This is a genomic window from Frigidibacter sp. SD6-1 (assembly GCF_030143255.1).
GTDB lineage: Bacteria > Pseudomonadota > Alphaproteobacteria > Rhodobacterales > Rhodobacteraceae > TMP-24.
This window is the reverse complement of sequence record NZ_JARJNR010000005.1, coordinates 151,332-170,227: the sequence shown is the minus strand read 5'-3', so window position 1 is coordinate 170,227 and position 18,896 is coordinate 151,332. Positions and strand designations below refer to the sequence as shown.

The 18,896-nt window shown below is 67.6% G+C and carries 21 protein-coding genes; 8 read left to right on the top strand and 13 right to left on the bottom strand.

From position 1 onward, the window contains the following. Together plsY and P0645_RS11035 are read left to right on the top strand one after the other, a co-directional pair. Nucleotides 1-606: a glycerol-3-phosphate 1-O-acyltransferase PlsY gene (gene plsY, locus P0645_RS11040; protein WP_284164632.1), complete on the top strand. Its 606-nt coding sequence runs from the start codon at nucleotides 1-3 to the stop codon at nucleotides 604-606. Next, a complete protein-coding gene (locus P0645_RS11035) occupies nucleotides 603-878 on the top strand; it encodes a hypothetical protein (protein ID WP_284164631.1) in 276 nt (91 codons plus the stop codon). Before plsY ends, P0645_RS11035 begins: the two co-directional genes overlap by 4 nt. A 52-nt stretch (nucleotides 879-930) precedes the next feature. Here the strand turns inward: P0645_RS11035 and P0645_RS11030 are convergent, their stop codons facing one another. The 5 genes from P0645_RS11030 to P0645_RS11010 all read right to left on the bottom strand — a co-directional run bounded on the left by P0645_RS11030 (nucleotide 931) and on the right by P0645_RS11010 (nucleotide 5,245). After that, nucleotides 931-2,277, bottom strand: a complete 1,347-nt coding sequence (locus P0645_RS11030) for a glutamate--cysteine ligase (RefSeq protein ID WP_284164630.1) — start codon at nucleotides 2,275-2,277, stop codon at nucleotides 931-933. A 121-nt stretch (nucleotides 2,278-2,398) separates the two neighbouring features. Further along, nucleotides 2,399-2,905 (bottom strand): hypothetical protein, encoded by a 507-nt coding sequence (locus P0645_RS11025; protein ID WP_284164629.1) that lies wholly within the window; start codon nucleotides 2,903-2,905, stop codon nucleotides 2,399-2,401. Further along, complete coding sequence (locus P0645_RS11020; protein WP_284164628.1) at nucleotides 2,902-3,759, bottom strand: GNAT family N-acetyltransferase; 858 nt, start codon at nucleotides 3,757-3,759, stop codon at nucleotides 2,902-2,904. Before P0645_RS11020 ends, P0645_RS11025 begins: the two co-directional genes overlap by 4 nt. Continuing rightward, nucleotides 3,756-4,472 carry a hypothetical protein gene (locus P0645_RS11015; RefSeq protein WP_284164627.1) on the bottom strand — a complete coding sequence of 239 codons (717 nt, stop codon included), beginning with the start codon at nucleotides 4,470-4,472 and terminating at the stop codon, nucleotides 3,756-3,758. The genes P0645_RS11020 and P0645_RS11015 overlap by 4 nt, the downstream gene beginning before the upstream one ends. Beyond that, a complete protein-coding gene (locus P0645_RS11010; protein ID WP_284164626.1) occupies nucleotides 4,469-5,245 on the bottom strand; it encodes a 16S rRNA (uracil(1498)-N(3))-methyltransferase in 777 nt (258 codons plus the stop codon). The genes P0645_RS11015 and P0645_RS11010 overlap by 4 nt, the downstream gene beginning before the upstream one ends. A gap of 12 nt (nucleotides 5,246-5,257) precedes the next feature. Here P0645_RS11010 and ubiA point away from each other — a divergent pair, with 12 nt between their 5' ends. The 6 genes from ubiA to P0645_RS10980 all read left to right on the top strand — a co-directional run bounded on the left by ubiA (nucleotide 5,258) and on the right by P0645_RS10980 (nucleotide 11,286). Next, nucleotides 5,258-6,232, top strand: a complete 975-nt coding sequence (gene ubiA, locus P0645_RS11005; protein ID WP_284164625.1) for a 4-hydroxybenzoate octaprenyltransferase — start codon at nucleotides 5,258-5,260, stop codon at nucleotides 6,230-6,232. 43 nt (nucleotides 6,233-6,275) lie between these two features. Next, on the top strand, nucleotides 6,276-8,240 hold the full coding sequence (locus P0645_RS11000) for an OmpA family protein (protein WP_284164624.1): 1,965 nt from the start codon (nucleotides 6,276-6,278) through the stop codon (nucleotides 8,238-8,240). A gap of 5 nt (nucleotides 8,241-8,245) precedes the next feature. Next, nucleotides 8,246-8,575 (top strand): hypothetical protein, encoded by a 330-nt coding sequence (locus P0645_RS10995; RefSeq protein ID WP_284164623.1) that lies wholly within the window; start codon nucleotides 8,246-8,248, stop codon nucleotides 8,573-8,575. Beyond that, the gene (locus P0645_RS10990) at nucleotides 8,572-10,410 is read left to right on the top strand and encodes a linalool dehydratase/isomerase domain-containing protein (protein WP_284164622.1); all 1,839 of its coding nucleotides are present in this window, start codon (nucleotides 8,572-8,574) and stop codon (nucleotides 10,408-10,410) included. The genes P0645_RS10995 and P0645_RS10990 overlap by 4 nt, the downstream gene beginning before the upstream one ends. Before the next feature lie 106 nt (nucleotides 10,411-10,516). Beyond that, a complete protein-coding gene (locus P0645_RS10985) occupies nucleotides 10,517-10,879 on the top strand; it encodes a diacylglycerol kinase family protein (RefSeq protein ID WP_284164621.1) in 363 nt (120 codons plus the stop codon). Beyond that, on the top strand, nucleotides 10,876-11,286 hold the full coding sequence (locus P0645_RS10980; protein WP_284164620.1) for a hypothetical protein: 411 nt from the start codon (nucleotides 10,876-10,878) through the stop codon (nucleotides 11,284-11,286). The genes P0645_RS10985 and P0645_RS10980 overlap by 4 nt, the downstream gene beginning before the upstream one ends. A 93-nt stretch (nucleotides 11,287-11,379) precedes the next feature. On the opposite strand, the gene P0645_RS10975 is transcribed toward P0645_RS10980, so the two are convergent. From P0645_RS10975 to dxs, 8 genes are all read right to left on the bottom strand, one after another. After that, nucleotides 11,380-11,826, bottom strand: a complete 447-nt coding sequence (locus tag P0645_RS10975; RefSeq protein WP_284164619.1) for a molybdenum cofactor biosynthesis protein MoaE — start codon at nucleotides 11,824-11,826, stop codon at nucleotides 11,380-11,382. Between the two features lie 4 nt (nucleotides 11,827-11,830). After that, the gene (gene moaD / locus P0645_RS10970; RefSeq protein ID WP_284164618.1) at nucleotides 11,831-12,079 is read right to left on the bottom strand and encodes a molybdopterin converting factor subunit 1; all 249 of its coding nucleotides are present in this window, start codon (nucleotides 12,077-12,079) and stop codon (nucleotides 11,831-11,833) included. Then, on the bottom strand, nucleotides 12,076-12,741 hold the full coding sequence (gene pgsA / locus P0645_RS10965; RefSeq protein ID WP_284164617.1) for a CDP-diacylglycerol--glycerol-3-phosphate 3-phosphatidyltransferase: 666 nt from the start codon (nucleotides 12,739-12,741) through the stop codon (nucleotides 12,076-12,078). The genes moaD and pgsA overlap by 4 nt, the downstream gene beginning before the upstream one ends. 146 nt (nucleotides 12,742-12,887) lie before the next feature. Next, the gene (gene mnmH / locus P0645_RS10960; RefSeq protein ID WP_284164616.1) at nucleotides 12,888-13,943 is read right to left on the bottom strand and encodes a tRNA 2-selenouridine(34) synthase MnmH; all 1,056 of its coding nucleotides are present in this window, start codon (nucleotides 13,941-13,943) and stop codon (nucleotides 12,888-12,890) included. A gap of 4 nt (nucleotides 13,944-13,947) precedes the next feature. Beyond that, nucleotides 13,948-14,715, bottom strand: coding sequence for a nitrilase-related carbon-nitrogen hydrolase (locus tag P0645_RS10955; RefSeq protein ID WP_284164615.1), 768 nt, complete (start codon nucleotides 14,713-14,715; stop codon nucleotides 13,948-13,950). Continuing rightward, nucleotides 14,715-15,344, bottom strand: coding sequence for a L,D-transpeptidase (locus tag P0645_RS10950; protein ID WP_284164614.1), 630 nt, complete (start codon nucleotides 15,342-15,344; stop codon nucleotides 14,715-14,717). The genes P0645_RS10955 and P0645_RS10950 overlap by 1 nt, the downstream gene beginning before the upstream one ends. 126 nt (nucleotides 15,345-15,470) lie before the next feature. After that, on the bottom strand, nucleotides 15,471-16,850 hold the full coding sequence (locus tag P0645_RS10945) for an SPFH domain-containing protein (protein WP_284164613.1): 1,380 nt from the start codon (nucleotides 16,848-16,850) through the stop codon (nucleotides 15,471-15,473). Nucleotides 16,851-16,972: 122 nt separating this feature from the next. Continuing rightward, complete coding sequence (dxs, locus tag P0645_RS10940) at nucleotides 16,973-18,889, bottom strand: 1-deoxy-D-xylulose-5-phosphate synthase (RefSeq protein WP_284164612.1); 1,917 nt, start codon at nucleotides 18,887-18,889, stop codon at nucleotides 16,973-16,975. Nucleotides 18,890-18,896 lie beyond the last annotated feature (7 nt).

Here is an 18,896-nt window from a genome sequence, read left to right as displayed (position 1 = left end):
ATGCCTTTGGTCACCTCGGGCGCGGGCCTTCTGATCCTGGTCGCAGCACTTGGCTATCTGCTCGGTTCGATCCCCTTCGGGGTTCTGGTGACGAAGGCGCTCGGCCTTGGCGATCTGAGGAAGATCGGCTCGGGCAACATCGGCGCAACGAACGTGCTTAGGACCGGGAACAAGGCGGCGGCACTCGCCACGCTCCTCCTCGATGGCGGCAAGGGCGCGGCGGCGGTGCTGATCGCCCGCGCGCTCGCGGCGGAGGATGCCGCACAGGTCGCGGGCGGGGCGGCCTTCCTTGGCCATCTCTTCCCGGTCTGGCTCGGGTTCCGGGGCGGCAAGGGGGTCGCCACCTTCCTCGGCACGCTGCTGGCGCTTGCCTGGCCCGTGGGTCTTGCCGCCTGTGCGACCTGGCTCGCGACCGCCATCATCGGCCGCATCTCCTCGCTCTCCGCCCTCGTCGCGGCGGCGCTGGCGGCGGTATGGGCCGGGTTCCTTGGCCATCCCGAAATGATCTGGCTGACCGTCGCGCTGGCAACGCTGGTCTTCTGGAAGCATCTGCCGAACATCGAACGGATCAAGGCCGGGACCGAACCGCGGATCGGCCGGAAGTGACCGACCCGTTCCGGGCGGCGCTCGACCGCATTCCCGACGGCTACAGCGAAGGTCTGTACGAAGGGCGCCGCTGGCGGGTTGAGAAGACCCGCCATTCGGGAGGCCGAAGCCTGAAGCTCTTCGCGCGGGACCTCGGCGGGCAGGATTTCGTCAGCCTCAACCTCTACCACCTCGCGCATGGCGACCTTCTCAAACCCTGCGAGATGCCGGAAGCGAAGGTGCGCGCCTTTGTACTGGGCTTCATGCCCGCGCTGGCGCGATCCAGGCCGTGATCAACAGCGAGGAGAGCACGCAAGGGCTCGACGAGCGGCCCCGCGGTTCCGGTCAGAGCGCCGCCGCCGTGTAAAGCCGGGTCAGATCGCCCTGCCAGTCGCCGCGATAGAGGTCGAGCCAGCGATCCGCCTGAACCTTGCCGGTCCTGAGGTTTTCCATCAAGGGCGCCAGATGTACCTCTTCGCCGAGCCCGCGCGCGGCGAGACCGGCATGCGACAGCCCCACGGCCGCGCGCGCCAGATCGCAAAGCTTCACGCCGCCCGCCTCGCCCTCGAGTGCCGAGACGGAGGCGGCAACGCGCAAGCCTTCGCGCGTCTCCGCATCAAGGCCCTTCACCAGATCCCAGGCGGCATCAAGGGCGGTCTGGTCATACATGAGCCCGACCCAGAAGGCGGGCAAGGCCACGATATGGGCGGCATCGCCCACGTCCGCACCGCGCATCTCGATGAACTTCTTCACCCGAGCCTCGGGGAAGACCGTGGTCATGTGATCGGCCCAGTCGGAAAGCGTGGGCTTTTCGCCGGGCAGGGCGGGCAGTTCGCCCTTCAGGAAATCCCGGAACGACTGGCCGCGCGCATCCACGTAATGCCCGTCGCGATAGACGAAATACATCGGCACATCGAGCACCCAGTCGACGTAGCGCTGATAGCCCATTCCCTCCTCGAAGGCGAAAGGCAGCATGCCGGTGCGGCTGTCGTCGAGGCTGCGCCAGATGCGGCTGCGCCAGCTGCGATGACCGTTCGGCGTGCCCTCGAAGAAGGGCGAGGAGGCGAAAAGCGCCGTCGCGACCGGCTGCAAGGCGAGCGCCACGCGCAGCTTCTTCACCATGTCGGCCTCGGACGAGAAGTCGAGGTTCACCTGCACCGTGCAGGTCCGGTACATCATCTGCGTGCCATGGGTGCCGACCCGCCCCATGTAGTCGGTCATCAGCCGGTAGCGGCCCTTCGGCATCATCGGCATGTCCTCATGCCGCCAGATCGGCGCCGCGCCGACGCCGAAATGGGCGATGCCGAGCGGTTCGGCCACCGCCTTCACTTCCGCCAGATGCGCCTCAAGCTCTGCCCTGACCTCATGGACCGAAGCGAGCGGCGCGCCGGACAGTTCGAACTGCCCGCCGGGCTCAAGGCTCACATTAGCGCCATTCTTCGTCAGGCCGATGATCTTGTCCTGCTCCATGACCGGCGCCCAGCCGAACCGGTCGCGCAGCCCTTCCAGAAGTGCGCGGATCGAGCGCGGGCCGTCATAGGGCACCGGTTGCAGCGTATCCGTGAGGTAGCCGAATTTCTCGTGCTCGGTCCCGATTCGCCAATTCTCGTGCGGCTTCTCGCCCGCCGCCATATACTCGGCCAGCTGTTCGAACCGTTCGATCGGGCCGCCGCCGGACTGGGGAATGGACATGACAGCCTCGACCTTCTGGCAATTCAGGGACGGCTAGAGGTGTCGCCCCGCGCGCCCCAAGTCAAGAGCATCCGGAGAGGATCGTCTGTGCGATAATATGACATTTCGTGATCCGTTTCCGTCAGAGGTGCGATTGCGGGCGGCGCCAGAGCGGCAGGGTTTCGACCCCGCGCGCAAGCGCCGCCGACAGCGCGGCCATGTCGAGACCGGGCAGAGTGGCGAAAGCGTCATGCAGCCGCTCGGCACCCTGCGCCTCGACGGGGATGGTCAGGACCTCGCCTGTCGCGGCGCGCAGGCGCCAGTGCAGCGCGCCTTGAAAGCTGGTCAGCCGGATTTCCGCCAGATCGGCCAGCGCCAGATAGCCGCCGAAATTCGGGCCGAGATACCCCACTTGCCCCTCGTCCACCTCGACCATGCCGGGCGCCGCGACTGGCCTGAGGAAGGCAAGCCGCCGGATGGCGACCAACGCCCAAAGCCCGCCGAGCGTGAGAATGAGAAACCCGAGCGGCGCGAGGACATAGCCGCCGTAGGACAGGAGCCAGAGCCCAACGAGGACAATGAAAAGCGCGCTCAGCGCCTCCGACCATCGGCCGAGACGGGCGGCGAGTTCGGGTCGGATCAGGCTCATGCGGCGATCCTTGCGGGAGCGGCGAGAAGAAGCATCGTCATTTCGCCCGTCGGCTCGAAACCGATGGCACGGTAAGCGCGCGCGGCGCCGTCGCTTGCGGCGAACAGCACAGCGCGGCGGATGCCCCGCCCGCCGAGTTCCTCAAGATGCAGCGCAACGGCGGCACGGGCGAAGCCCCGGCCCCTGAGCGCGGGCGGCGTATAGACGCCGCCGATCTGGACGATCCGGTCAAGCGCGGCATTCACACCGGTCATGGCAACCGGCGCGCCGTCGCTCAGAAGCAGCCGGTGACTGCCGCGCGCGAGATACTCGTCGATGTCCGCCGCCGCCGTCTCATCCGCCTTTGCGGGGTCAAGCCCGAGTATCTCGACATGATAGGCGCCCCGCCAGCCGATCAGCCGCGCGCGATCCTCCGCGCGCAGCGGAACCAGTGTCAGCCCCGATCTGTCGGGCATCCGCAGCTGCGAAAGCGCCAGCGCAAAGCCCGGCTCGTCGGTGAACCGCTGCCGGGGCGCACGGTCGAGCCCCAGAGCGGCCGCCAGCGGATGCGCCCAGTCCTTGCGGCCGATCAGCCCGGACACCGCCTCACCGGCGAGATGGGGCCGCAGCCCCGAGACATCCGCCGGTGAGAGGCCGGGGATGACCGGAAAGAGCATGCCCGTCGCGCTCAGCCCCAGCGCGCCGGTGACCCGGGCGCCGCCGCGACGGATCAGGAAGCGCGTGTGATATCGACCGGCCTCGCCCCTTTGCCCCGCCCTGAGGTTCGACAGGGGAAACATCGCCCAGTCGATATGGGCTTCAAGGAAGGCGGCGATCGCTTCGCGATCGCCCGGCACCGCGACCTGCCAGCTCATGCCCGATCGTCCAGCGGATGCCATGCGGCCTCGGTTGCACTGTCGAGCGGTCGCCAATCATAGGGCGCCCGTATGAATTGCGGCTCGATCATTCTGAAATCGCGGATCAACTCCAGTTCAAGCCCGCGCCGCCGGTAAAGCGTGCCACCGAGCGTATCATAGAGCGCCCGCTGCGATGCCTGCCACGCCCCGTCGGTGCCGCTGCCCACAGCCTCGGCAAGCGCCGCCTTCGAGAGGGGCGCCGGGGCACCGGAGGCAAGTCGCAGGCCGCTGGTGCAACCCTTCGCGACAGCGCCCCGGATGACCCGCGTCAGGCCGTCGGCCCGGCCGATCCGGTCCTGCGCGCTATCGTCGTCCAGAAGAATGGTCGCGCTGTCCAGGAACCGTCCGCCAAGCGGCCAGGGACCGGCGTGGGGAAAGAGCGCGAGCGCGGTGAAGAAGGGCGGGCGGCTGATCGCCGTGTAATATTCGCCGACCGCGCCCATCGGAGCGGCAATGCGCACCGCATAGAGGAAATGCGCACCATCGGGGGACAGGGCGCAGCTTTCGGGGACGACATATTTGCGGATCGTCTGGCCATGCTCGAACCGGTCGGTCGCGCGGTCCCAGCCGATCAGATCATACTGCCGGTCGCGGGCGCGACGCAGGATCGCCGCGCTTCGCCCGTCCTGCGCAAAGAAGAGATAGAGCCGGACGTCAGGCGCCTCAGTCACGCCCCGTCCCCCCGCCAGTCGCCCAGATGCGCCTGCCAGAGCGTGAGGAGCGCAAGTGCTGCCGTCTCGGCGCGCAGGATGCGCGGGCCGAGCGCGACCGGCGTCACGAATGGCAAGGCGCGCAGGCGCGCACGCTCCGCGGGCGAAAAGCCGCCTTCGGGCCCGACCAGAAGGGCCGCAGGCCCGGGCGGCAGAGCCGCGAAGAGCGCCGCAGGCGACGATGAGCGGCCCGGTCGATCGTTCTCGCCCTCGCCGTCGGTCGTGGCCTCGTCGGCCCAGAACAGGCGGCGCGCCGGGTCCCAGCCTGCGAGCAGTTTCGACAGGGGCTGCAGGTCGCCGACCTCGGGCAGCCACAGCGCCTCGCATTGCTCGGCCGCCTCGCGGACATGGGCCTCCGCCTTGTCGCGGCGCAGCCGCTCGGCATTGGTGAAATCGGTCTGCACCGGCAATAGTCGCGCGGCGCCGAGTTCCACCGCCTTCTCGACGATGAAATCCGTCCGCGCCTTCTTCACCGGCGCGAATAGAAGCCAGACATCGGGCGGCGCGGTCTGCGCGCGCGTCCGCTCGACGCATTCGACCGACCCGCCGCGTTTGCCCGCCGCCGCGACCCGCGCCAGCCATTCGCCGTCACGCCCGTTGAACAGCAGCACCTCGGCCCCGGGCGAAAGCCGCATCACCCCGAAAAGATAATGCGCCTGCGCCTCCGACAGAGGCAATGATTGCCCCGCCCCGAGGCTACGGTCTACACAGAGTCTGATCTTCGCACCTGCCATGAGGCCGACCTTATGTCCCCGACCGATCCTTTGCCAGAGGGCGCGCCGCCTCAGGGAACCGTCGCCGACGCGGTGCGCGGCAACTGGGTCGACCGCTGGGCGCCCGAAGTCTCGCGCCCCTATCTGAGGCTTTCGCGCGCCGACCGGCCGATCGGGACATGGCTTCTGCTCCTGCCCTGCTGGTGGGGGGTGGCGCTTGCCGCGCTTGGCGACGGCTGGCGGCTTTGGGACTTATGGATCGCGGGCGGCTGTGCGGCGGGGGCCTGGCTGATGCGCGGTGCGGGCTGCACCTGGAACGACATCACCGACCGGCAGTTCGACGCCGCGGTCGCGCGTACCCGGTCCCGCCCGATCCCCTCGGGGCAGGTGAGCGTCGGGCAGGCACTCGTCTGGATGGCCGCGCAGATGGGCTTCGCGGGGCTGGTCGTCCTGACCTACAATTGGGCGACCATCCTTCTCGCCCTCTCCTCGCTCGGCCTTGTCGCCATCTACCCCTATGCCAAGCGCTTCACCTGGTGGCCGCAGCTCTTCCTCGGCCTCGCCTTCAACTGGGGCGTGATCGTCGCCTTTGCCGCCCATGCGGGCTTGCCCGGTGCGCCCGCCATTCTGCTCTATGCCGCCGGGATCGCCTGGACGCTTTTCTACGACACGATCTACGCCCATCAGGACATAGAGGATGACGTGCTGATCGGCGTGAAATCCACCGCGCGGCTTTTCGGCGCCGCGACCGGGCGCTGGCTCGCGCTGTTCCTTGTGCTCACCGTGCTCCTCATGAGCGCCTCGATCCTCCTGACGCTCTTGCCGCAGGAAAAGCCCCTGAAGCTCGCGCTCGCACTCGTAGCGCCCTGGGCGATGGGCTGGCATCTTCTGTGGCAGATGAACCGGCTCGACATCGCCGACGCGGGAAACTGCATGCGAACCTTCCGTACCAACCGGGACGCGGGGCTCATCGCTGCGCTGTTTCTTGCCGTCGCCGCCTTCCTTTGATTGATCCGGGCCGCGCGCGCCCCTAAGGAGATGGGCGAGAGTGATGCAGGTGCGCCGCGTGAAGATCCGCCTTCCCAAGACATTTCCCGCCGAGGCGATCGGCCCGACCGTCTTCGCGGGGGCTGCCCTTCTGTGTTTCCTCCTCTCGATCTGGACGGTCGACGCTGTCGAGCGGTTTTCGCGGCTTGGCGTCCGGCGAGCGGTGCATGACGCAGGTCTTTCCTGGGTACAAATCGACACTGACGGGCTGCAGCTGATCCTGTCGGGCACCGCTCCGACCGAGGCGCTCAGGTTCCGCGCGCTTTCGGTCGCGGGCGAAACCGTCGATTCGACGCGGCTGGTCGATTCGATGACCGTGGCTGCGCAGGCGGAACTGGCCGCACCCGAATTCAACATCGAGATTCTCAGGAACGATGACGGCATCTCGCTGATCGGCCTCGCGCCCTCGACGCTGGCGCGTGACGGGCTGGTCGCCGATCTCGGCGCGCTGGCGGGCGAGGGCGAGGTCACCGACATGCTGGAGACCGCCGATCATCCGGTGCCCGAAGGCTGGGACATCGCTCTGCGCTTCGCGCTCGATGCCTTGAAATCGCTCCCACGGTCGAAGATTTCGGTGACGCCGGGCAAGGTCGCGGTCACCGCCATCGGTGACAGCGCCGACGAGAAACGCCAGATCGAAAGCCGTTTGCGCAAGGCGGCGCCGTCCGGTCTTGCGCTTGCGCTCTCAATCTCCGCACCGCGCCCGGTGATCGCGCCCTTCACCCTTCGCTTCCTGATCGAGGACGGGCAGGCGCGCTTCGATGCCTGCTCGGCCGATAATGACAGGTCGCGTCGCCGCATCCTGCAGACCGCGCTGGATGCGGGGGCGAAGCGGACGGAAAGCTGCACCATCGGCCTTGGCATGCCGACGCCCGACTGGGACGATGCGGTGATGCAGGGTATCCGGGCCGTGAAGACACTGGGTTCGGGCTCCATCACCTTTTCGGATACGAGCGTCGCGCTTCATGCCGGGCCGGACGTGCCGCAGGCCACGTTCGATTCGGTGACGGGCGATCTCGAATCGAACCTCCCCCGGGTGTTCACCCTGACCGCCGCACAGACGGCGGCGCCTGTCGCGGGCGAGTTTGGGGTGGAGTTTTCCGCAACCCTCGACGACAAGGGCAAGGTGGCGCTGGAAGGGCGGTTGCGTGATGAGTTGTCGCGCGATGCGGTGGAAAGCTATGCCCGCAGCCGGTTCGGCGCGGCCAATGTCCATGGCGCCGCGCGCATCGACGCCGACCTTCCGCCGGGCTGGCCGCAGCGGGTGCTCGTCTCGCTTCAGGCTCTGGCCGAACTTCATGACGGCAAGGTCGTGGTCCATGAGGGCGATATCGCCATCGAGGGGCGCACCGGCGACAAGGACGCCTCGGGGAGGGTCTCGCGCCTCCTGTCGTCGAAACTCGGGGCAACGGGGCGCTACCGGATCGCCGTGCGCTATGACGAAAGCCTCGACCCGACCGCAGGCCTGCCGACCGATCAGGAATGCGTGGACCGGGTGAATGCGATCCTGGCCGAAAAGCAGATCGTGTTCGAGCCGGGATCAGCGACCATCGTAGCCGATGCCAAGCCGATCCTAGACCGGATCGCCGAGGCGATGAAGGATTGCGCCGATTATCCGATCGAGATCGGCGGCCATACCGACAGCCAGGGGCGCGAGGAAATGAACATGGCGCTGTCCGAGCAACGGGCGCGGGCGGTGATCGTGGCGCTTCAGGCGCGGCGCATCCTGACCGGCAATCTGTCGCCCAAGGGCTACGGGGAAACCCAGCCGGTGATGGCCAATGACACCGAGGAAAACCGCGAGAAGAACCGGCGGATCGAGTTCCGCCTTCTGACCCCCGCGCTTGACGAACTTGTCGCGGAAGAGGGCGCGGCCGGGGAAGAGACGCCGATTGTCGTGCAATCGCCCGATGACAAGACCATCCGCCCGAAGAAACGGCCCGACACGATCGGCAAGCAGGAGCCCTGAGAACCATGGGACGCACCGAATTCATCATCGCGATGAGCATCGTTCTCTTCATTGCCTTCGGGCTTGGCTGGTTCGCCTCATGGCTTGTCCATCGCCTGACGCGGGTGACCCAGGCCGAAATCAGCGACCTCGATTCCATGGCGCGCAGCCTTCACGACGCCGAAGAGGCGCGCGACGAGGCGATCACCTACTTCCAGCAGCGCGAGCGCGACCTGACCGGGCAACTGTCTCAGACCGAAGCGGAGCTGCGCGCGGCCATGGACGGCCTGCGTGACGCCCGGGCGGAGTCAGAGGAACTGCGCGCCTATATCGAGCGGATGAACGCGCGCGGATGATCGGGTCCGCCCGACCGACAGGTGCCGAGGGCGGCCGGCGCCTTGGCCTGAGCTGCCTGACGCTATGCCTTGTGCTTGCCATCGCGGCGCTGGCCCTCACCCTGGGCGCGACCCCGGCCACGAAGGCTTTCGCGCTGGGGCTGGCGCTGCCGGGCGCCGGCTTCTGGCCGGGCGTCTTCGACGATGGCGGCCTTGTCTGCCTCGGCGCGCCCGCCTGGCTGAGCTATCTGGCGGCGGCTCTCCTGTCGCATCTGCTGTTTCTGGTGGCGGTAATCTTCTGGTTCGGGGCGGGCAACGTGCTGGCGCCGCCGCTTGTCTGGCTGGCAAGCGCCCTCGCGGCCGCGGCGGCCGCCCCGGCGCTTGCCCATGCGCCGCCGCTGTGGCTTTGCGCGCTGCCGTTCCTGGCCTGGCCAGCGGCAATGGCGGCAGCTCATCTGGCCCGCCCACGCCCGGTTCCGGCGCCGCCCCCCTTCGCCGCGCCTGCGCCCCCGGCCCCCTCGCCTGTCGATGCCGATCTCTGGCGCCGCCTGTCTTTCCTGACCGACCGCGCGCTTCAGCCCGTGGGCCGGTTCGACGGTTTCCAGTTCGTCGATCAGTTCCAGACCGCCGCCACCCGCTACCAGATCGCGCAAGGCTCCTACGCGCTCGCGCTGCTGTCGGCACGGCTGCCGGGCCTTGGCGGCTTTGTCGCGCAGGCACAGCGCAACCTGATCGAAAAACAGCTCGACCACCGCATCTGGGCCTACTGGCGCCTTGAGAACCTTTGGGGAAACCTGTCTGCCGATCCCGACCCGGTGGCGCGTGACAATATCATGTATACGGGTTTTCTGGCCGCGCAGATCGCGCTTTACGAACAGACCACCGGCGACGGGCGATATTCTGCCCCGGGCGCGCTCGCGCTCCATCACCCGTCCGGCCGCAGCTGGCAGTACGACCAGCCCGCGCTGATCGCGGCGCTGGAGCGGGGGTGGGACAGGGCGCCGCTCGGGTTGATGGCCTGCGAGCCGAACTGGGTCTACCCGCTTTGCAATGCCATTGGCGCCTCGGCCCTGCGCGCGCATGACCTGGCACGCTGGACGGCACGGGCGGAGCGGTTCCGCGCGTCGCTCGAGGCGAATTTCCGACAGGCGGACGGGCTCTTGCTGCCCTTCCGCTCCTCTCTCACCGGTCTGCCCGCGCCCCGTCTGGGCGGCGCGGTGGTCGAGGCCTATCCGGTTCTCTTCTGGAACGTCCTCTTCCCCGACCTGGCAGCCGATCTCTGGGCGCGGGTCCGGGCGCGGGCCCTGCGGGGTGGTGCGCTGGATATCCGCCGTTTCTGGAAGGTCGATACCGGCGACTACCGGCTGTCGCGCGCGGCAAGCCTTGCCGCCTTTGCCGCAGCGGCGGCCGAAATGGGCGATCGCGAGGCGCGCGATCTGGCGCTCGATCTGCTGGAGGCGGACTGTCCGGCGGCAGAGGGTGCGGGCTGGCACCGGCCGCGCGCCTCTGTCTTCGCGCATTTCTGCGAGTTGATGGCACGTCTGAACCCGGGTGGCGGCTACCGGGCCCTGTTCACCGGCGAGGGTCAGTCTTCCGGGCCGCGCCTTGATCTTGCGGCGCCGGGTCGGGCCATTGTCACGGGGGCGCGGGTCGAGCGGGGTCGCCTGCATCTGTCACTGGCCCCGCATCCGGCATCGACGCGGCTTGACCTCCCGTTCTCCGGCTTCCGCCCGGGCGCCCGGCTGCGCTGGACCGGCAGCGCCGCAGGGGAGGCTCAGGCAGAGCTTGATGGAACCTTCCGCCTGCAGCTAGAGATCGGGGGACCAACCACCCTGACGCTGGAGGAAAGCGCGTGATCTGCTGTATCGCCCTTGCCGCCCTGATCGCCGCGCCACTCGGATGGCTGAGCGGGCGCACGGCCCGCGCGGCGCAGGCTGTCGTCTGGCGCGCAGAGCGCCTCACGTGATCGGCTTTCTGCGGAACCGCCTGCGAAGTGTGGGCTTCGCACTGCAGGGCCTGGCCTTCGTTCTCAGGACGCAGCACAATGCCTGGGTTCACCTGACGGTGGCTGCGGTCGTGGTGGCTGCCGGTTTCGCCGCAGGGCTCGGGCGCCAAGATTGGCTATGGATCGTCACCGCAATTGCATTGGTCTGGTTCGCGGAAGTCATGAACACCGGGTTCGAGTTTCTCTGCGATGTGGTTCGCCCCGAATATTCGGACGCGGTGCGGAAGGCCAAGGATATCGCGGCAGGCGCGGTCCTGATCACTGCGGCCCATGCGGTGATCGTCGGTCTCCTGACCTTCGGTCCGCACATCTTGCGATGAGTGGCGAGGTTGCACCGCGCCGCGCCCGTGCCCGCGCGGCACTGCTCGCGCGGTTGCCCGTCGGATCGGTCGGGGCCGATATCGGCGTCTGGCAGAGTGACTTCAGCGCCCGGATCCTCGAAACCGTCCGCCCATCGCGGCTTCTCCTCGTCGATCCCTGGCTGTTCCGGCCGGACCGCTGGATGCCGACCTTCGGGACGGGACTGCTGGTGAACAGCCGGGCCGAGGTCCCGGCCGCCGGCGGGCTCGTGACCGGCGATGATCTGGGCTTTTCCGATCTCGCCAAAGACGGGCGGAAATCGGTGAAGGTGGCGGTGACGGATTTTCTTGCCGCCCGGCCCAGGGCGCGGTCGGCGTTCTTCCGCGGGGGCGGCCAATGGGGCCTGGTCCGCACGGATGAACCATAGCTCTTGCCGCGCCGGGGGGCGTCGCGCATTTCGCGCGCTCCTCGCCGGGGTGCGATCCGACGGGTGCGCGAAGCGCTTCGAGGAGGCCGCGCCCTACCAGCGGGTCAGCGCCGCCTCGTCCTCGTCCCTTGCGGCCACCCAGGCCGCCCCGTCCGCGCCAAATTCCTTTTTCCAGAAGGGCGCGCGGGACTTCAGGTAATCCATGAGAAAGTCCGCCGCCGCGAAGGCAGCCTGCCGGTGGCGCGAGGCGGTCGCGACCATCATGATCGGCTCACCGGGGCTCAGGCTGCCGTGGCGGTGCAAGACGAGGCAGGCCGACAGCGGCCAGCGCCCGGCGGCCTCCTCCGCGATCTTTTCCAGCGCGCGTTCGGTCATGCCGGGGTAATGTTCGATCTCCATCCGCGCGAGCCGCCCGCCATCGTCGCGCACCAGCCCAAGGAAGGTGACAACGGCGCCCGCCCCCCGGGCGCGCGCTGCGAAGGCCGCGCATTCGGCGCCATAATCGAACGGCTCGGCCTGAACGCGGATGTCGCCGACCATCGTCTCAGCCCCCGGTCATCGGCGGGAAGAAGGCCACCTCCCGCACGCCCGACAGCGGCGCGGAGAAATCGGCAAGCTCCTGATCCACCGCCACCCGCAGGGCCCGCAGGTCGGCGAACGCCGCCTGATAGCGATCCTCGCGCGCCTTCAGTTCCTCGATCAGATCCATCACGGTTGCAGCGGTGGTTTCCACCCGCTCGCGCGGCAGGCCGATCCGTTCGCGGACCCAGGCGAAATAGAGAAGGTCGATCATCTTTCGTCTTTCAGGAGCGGCATCGCCTTCCTGAAATAATCCCATCCGGTCACGAATGTAAGGACCGCCGCAAGCCACAGCAGCACGATCCCGGCATCATTGGCGAGAGAGGCGCAGTCGCGCCGCCCGCAGGCCCGGACCGGATCGGCCAAGCCCGCCGTCACGGCATCGGCATATTGCTCGGGCGTCATGCCCTTCATCGCCACGCCGTTCAGATATTCGAGCCCCGTCCCGAGGAAGAGGACCGCGATCGCCACCATCTGGGTCGTCGTCTTCCATTTGGCGAGCCTGGTGACCTTCAGCGTCCCCGCCGCCGCGCCGAGATATTCCCTCAGCCCCGAAACGAAGACCTCGCGGAAAAGGATCACGGTTGCTGGCAGGATCAGCCAGGGGTTCATGCCGTTGTAGCCGGTCAGGATCATGATGGCGATCACCACCATCGCCTTGTCGGCGATCGGGTCGAGCATGGCGCCGAACTTCGATTCCTGCCGCCAGAGCCGCGCGAGATAGCCGTCGAAATAGTCGGTGATCGCCGCGCCGACAAAAAGCGTCAGCGCGAACCAGTCGGCCCAGGGTCGGTGAAAATAGAGAAACATCACCGCCACGCCCGGGGCGGCGAACAGGCGAAGCACGGTCAGGATATTCGGGATGTTCCAGCTCATGCCGGCACCCTAGCGAAGGCGAGGCGATCCGGGAAGGGGGGCTCCATCCTCATTGTGCCGTCAGAGGAATGCGAACTGGTCCTGCAGACAGGCTGGCCTGGTGACACGTTCAAGCGCCTGCAGCCATGTGACCGGCAACGGGAAGGTCAGCCCACGGCAGCCAAGCGGTCAGCGATCTGTCCTGCCATCTTGCCGATCGCCTCCTCGTCCAGCCTATCGGTCGCCAGCTCGCGGTCCTCGCCGCCGCGAAAACGCGCCCGATGCTTCTCGTACCTGCGGTCGTAGTGGTCGCGCATGAGACCCGCCGCCAGTTCGCGAAAGTCCCCGGTCTTTGCCAGTTTCAGCCAGGCCTCGATCCGCTCGGCGGGCTGGACGGGGCGCAGGCTTTCGACCACGCGGCAGAGCCGTCCGGGGTCGGCCGTCAGGTCGGCATAGGCGCGCGTCAGATAGGCGGCGCGCGCCTCCAGCGGGGCGGCGATGCGGATGCGGGGGGCGGCAGACATGGCTTTCCACAGTTGCTTCGGCAGGTTCAGATCGCCGATGCGAGAACTTTCCGCCTCGACCACCACCGGCCGCGTGGGGTCGATCCCGGCGATCGCCATTGCCAGGCGGTTGTCGAAGGCCTTCTGGCCGGGCTGGCCGCCTGTCCGATGACCGAAGAGCGAGCCGCGATGGTTGGCGAGCCGCTCAAGGTCGATGGTCTGGATCCCGAGGCCGGAGAGCCGGGCCAGCACCTCGGTCTTCGCGGTGCCGGTATTGCCGTCGAGGACCCACAGCGGCGCCGGAAAGGGCCGGTCGTTCAGTTCGGCCAGCACCAGCGAGCGCCAGGCCTTGTAGCCGCCTTCCAGCACCTCGACCCGCCAGCCGATCTGCGACAGGATCGAGGCGAAGGAGTTGGACCGCTGCCCACCCCGCCAGCAATAGACGAGCGGGCGCCAGCCGCCGGGCTTGTCGGCGAGCGGTCCTTCCAGATGCCGGGCGGCGTTGCGCGCGACCAGCGCCGCGCCGATCTTGCGGGCGCGGAACGGGCTTTCCTGCTTGTAGATCGTCCCGACGCGGGCGCGCTCCTCATCATCCAGAACCGGCAGGCTGATGGCGCCGGGCAGATGATCCTCGGCATATTCGGCAGGGGCGCGCACGTCGATCACCGTGTCGAACCCTTCCGCTTGAAGCTGGGCCAGCGAGGTGAGGCGCAATGCCATGAGGTCAAAGGTCGCGGTGGTCGGTCAGATGGGTGGCGACAGCGGTCGGCAGTTCCGGCACCGGCAGATCGACGATCAGCATCCCCGGCGCCGCGCCCGCGCGCGCCAGGAAGGCGCCGCGCTGATCGACCACGGCGCTTTCGCCGCAATAGAACTGCGCGCCCTCGGTGCCCGCAAAATTCACATAGGCGATCATCACGCCATTGGTGATCGCCTGCGCGGGCAGAAGCCGGTCGGTGACCTGGGGGTCGTAGTTCGCACTCGGCGCGATCACCAGATCGACGCCGCGCAGCGCGAGCGCCCGGACGTGGTGGGCAAATTCGACGTCATAGCAGATCAGCAGTCCGACATGCAGGTTACCCAGATCGAAGCTCGACAGGCCGTCGCCCTCGGCGAAAAGCCGCGCCTCGCGCGCGCCGAACAGCTGCACCTTGCGGTGATGGCCGATGACCTTGCCCGCCGCCGATATTGCCACGGCGCTGTTGAAGAGCTGCGTGCCGTCGCGTTCGGCATAGCCGAGGATCAGACCGCAACCCGCCTGTTTCGCCCGCTGGCAGAGGTCGGCGATCCATGGCCCGTCCGGCGCCTGGGCATGGGTCGCCATTTCCTCGACACCGTAGCCCGGCAGCATCAGTTCCGGCAGCACCGCCATGTCGGCCTCGGCCGCGCGGCCGACCGCCAGCGCCCGCTCGATCTCGGCACTGGCCGCCGCCTCGTCGCCCGCAGGCGAGAGCGGTCGACAGATCAGAAGCCTGAGCGCGCGACCCTGCATCAGAAGACCATGACCGGGGCGCCCAGCTCCACCCGGGCATAAAGATCGGTCACATGTTCGTTCAGCATGCGGATGCAGCCGTTCGAGACCGACTTGCCGATCGAATTCGGCTCGACCGTGCCATGGATGCGCACGGCGGTGTCATGGCCGTTCTGGTAGAGGTATATCGCCCGCGCGCCCAGCGGGTTGCCCGGGCCGCCGGGCATGCCCTTTTCGGCATATTTCGCGTAAGCCTTGGGATTGCGCTCGACCATCTCGGGCGTCGGCTTCCAGCTTGGCCATTCGGTCTTGGCGCCCACATCGGCCGCGCCGCGGAACTGCAGTTCCGCCTTGCCGACCGCGACGCCATAGCGGATCGCATGGCCCTTCTTGGTGACGTAGTAGAGGAAATATTTCGACGACAGCACGATGATCGACCCGGGCGCGAAATCGGGTTTCACCCGCACAAGAACCGGCCAGAGGTCGGGCGCGATCGTCACACCCGGCAACGGCGCCTCGGCGCTGCCGAGGGTCGCGGCATCGAGCGGCTTCAGTTTCGGCGCGGCCAGCACCTGGCCAAGCGCTGGCGTGGCCAGATGGGCCGCCGCGAGCGCGGTGCCGGACAGGATCAGGGTGCGGCGGTCGGGCATCGGGATATTCCTTTTGCCTGCAAGCATCTGAAATTGCGGGCGACCGCGCAAGGGGCGGCGCGGTCCTTCGGGCGGAAATCGGGGCAGGGTGACCGGCGTGCCACCCCGTCCCGCCATTCCCCTGTCTCAGGCGCTCGCGGGGGCTGCAGGCGGACCAGCGGCTTCCGCCGCGGTGCTTTCGGGCAGGGCAGGGCCAGCCTTAGCGGCCAGAAGCTTCTCCATCACCGCGCCGCCGAGCGGGCTTTGCGAAAAGGCCTCGACCGCCGCGGCAAGGTTCGTGCCGCCCTTCGAGGAGAAGAGGTCCATCACGGTGCCCATCCCCTCGCCCGCGCGGCCGGTGTTGGCGATCACCTTGACCTCGGCCGCTTGCAAAGCCCTCGCCTGCTCGCCGCCCACGACGACATAGCCTTTGATACCTTCGATGGTCATCAAGTACTGCTGATAACCTGCATTCTCGCCGATCTCCTTGGCCAGAACGATCTGCGCCTCGACCGGTGCAAGCTGCATCGCGCGTTCGGCGGCAGCTTTGGCCTCGCCGATCGCCTTGATACCCTCGGCCTCGCGCTGCTGGGCGGCAAGCTGGCCTTCGGCGATGATGACGGTGGTCTGGCGGTCCTGTTCGGCGGCGACGAGCTGCTTGTCGCGCTCGATCTCGGCGCGGCGCACCTCGTCGACGCGGGCGACGGCCATGTGACGTTCGCGCGTCTCCCGTTCCTGGGTCAGCACTTCCTGACGCGCGACCTCGTTGGCGATGCCGACCGCCTTGTCCTTCTCGGCGGTCTTCTCGCCCACCGCGCGCTCGGCCTCCTGCTTGCGCATGTCGATCTCGCGCTGCGCCTCGATCTCGGCGGTTTCGGCGGCGCGCTTGTTCTCGGCCACCTCGCGGCGGCTTTCCATCTCGATATGCGAGGTCTTCTTGGCCATGATGTTGAAGATGACCTTGCTGCCGTCGCCGTCGCGGATATCCATGAGTTCCATCGACTTGACCGGTTCGACACCCCATTGCTTGAGTTGCTCGACCACCTCGCTGGTGAAGGCCAGGCCGAATTTCGACCGTTCCAGCATGATCGTGTCGATCTTGTCGCCCGCGAGCACCTTGCGGACAGCGCCCTGCACGATCTGCATGAGCTGTTCCTTCAGCTCCTCGATGCTCGCCACCCGCTGTGCGGCAAGCGCCGTATCGGCGATGCGGAAGAACGAGGTGACATGCACGACGAACGGCACGCGGTCAGTGTCATAGGCCTCGTAATCATGCAGCGACAGGTCGAAGTTGGAGACGGGCAGCTGGATGACCGTCACCCCGAAGCGCGGAATCCAGCTGGGCCAGGCGTAATAGACGTTCCCGGCCGAAAGGCCGGTGCCGTAAGGCGTGGTCGCATGGCCGCGCTGCACGATATGCACCGTGTTCGTGCTGACAACGCGGCGGAAAAGGATGGCGAGGATCAGACCGATGGCCAAAAGGCCGAAGAAGGTCACGATCAATGCCGGGCCGAATTGGTTTGCCATCTGTATCTCCCCAGGTTGAAGCCCCCAGGGAATCACCTATGCGTTTTTGGCGCGGCTTCAATCTGCCGCTGCCGGTAACCCACAACTGTTGCAGCGCTGCACAAAGCTGCCGGATGGAGCCCTCAGGCGCGGCGTTCGCCGATCTGGGCGATGCCGAGCGTTTCCAGCACCTTCGCCTCGATCTCGGGCGCGTTCATGCCCGCGACCGCGTACATGTCTTCGGGGCTCATCTGGTCGATGAACGTATCGGGCAGGACCATCGAACGGAATTTGAAACCCCGGTCGAAGATGCCCTCGTCGGCCAGAAGCTGCGCCACATGGCTGCCGAAGCCGCCGATGGCGCCTTCCTCGACGGTGATCAGCGCCTGGTGATGGCGGGCAAGCGACAGGATCAGCTCGCGGTCGAGCGGCTTGGCGAAGCGGGCGTCGGCCACCGTCGGCGCGAGGCCCTTCGCCGCGAGATTTTCGCGGGCCTTCAGCACTTCGGCAAGCCGGGTTCCGAACGAGAGGATAGCGACCCGTCCCCCTTCGGCGACGATCCGGCCCTTGCCGATTTCAAGGGGCTGGCCACGCTCCGGCATCTCCACCCCGGTGCCGTCGCCGCGCGGGAAGCGGAAGGCCGAGGGGCGGTCGTCGATGGCAGCCGCCGTGGCGACCATGTGGACAAGTTCGGCCTCGTCCGCCGCCGCCATCACCACGAAACCGGGAAGATTGGCAAGGAAGGCCACGTCGAAGGCGCCCGCATGGGTCGCGCCGTCGGCACCGACCAATCCTGCCCGGTCGATCGGGAAACGCACCGGCAGACGCTGGATCGCCACGTCATGGACGACCTGGTCGTAGCCGCGCTGCAGGAAGGTGGAATAGAGCGCGCAGAAGGGTTTCATGCCGCCCGCCGCAAGGCCCGCCGCGAAGGTCACGGCATGCTGTTCGGCGATGCCCACGTCGAAGCAGCGGCGGGGAAAACGTTCGGCAAAGAGGTTCAGCCCGGTGCCGTCCGGCATCGCCGCCGTGATCGCAACGATCTTGTCGTCTCGCTCGGCCTCTTTGATCAGGCTTTGGGCAAAGACCTTGGTATAGGACGGCGCGTTGGACGGCGCCTTCTTCTGCTCGCCCGTCATCACGTCGAACTTGGCCGTCGCATGCCCCCTGTCGGCGGCCCGTTCGGCGGGGGCGTAGCCCTTGCCCTTCTTGGTCAGCACATGGATCAGCATCGGCCCCGTCGCCCGCGCCTTTACCGTGCGCAGGACCGACAGAAGTTGTTCCATGTCGTGCCCGTCGATAGGGCCGACATAGGAAAAGCCCAATTCCTCGAACAGAGTGCCGCCGATCGCCATGCCCTTCAGCATTTCCTTCGCGCGCCGCGCGCCTTCCTGGAAGGGCGGCGGCAATAGGCTGACCGCGCCCTTGGCGGCGGCCTTCAGCTCCTGGAACGGGCCTTCTGTGTAAAGCCGCGTGAGGTAGGCCGACATCGCGCCCACGGGCGGCGCAATCGACATTTCATTGTCGTTGAGGATGACGAAAAGCCGTTTCTTCAGATGGCCCGCGTTGTTCATCGCCTCATAGGCCATGCCCGCGCTCATCGCGCCGTCGCCGATCACCGCGATGGCATCGCCCGGATCGCCGCCGAGGTCGCGCGCGGCGGCAAAACCCAAGGCGGCGCTGATCGAGGTCGAGCTATGCGCCGCGCCGAACGGGTCGTAGGGGCTTTCCGACCGTTTGGTGAAGCCCGACAGCCCGCCCTTCATGCGCAGCGTGCGGATCCGGTCACGCCGCCCGGTGAGAATCTTGTGGGGATAGCACTGGTGGCCGACGTCCCAGATCAGTTTGTCGCGCGGCGTGTCGAAGACCGCATGGATTGCGACCGTCAGCTCGACGACGCCGAGCCCCGCGCCCAGATGGCCGCCCGTGACCGACACGGCGCTGATCGTCTCGGCGCGCAGTTCGTCAGCGAGCGTTGCCAGGTCGCGGTCGCTCAGCCCCTTGAGGTCGGCTGGCGTGCGCACGCGGTCAAGGATAGGTGTCTGGGGGTGGTCGGTCACTGCTAGG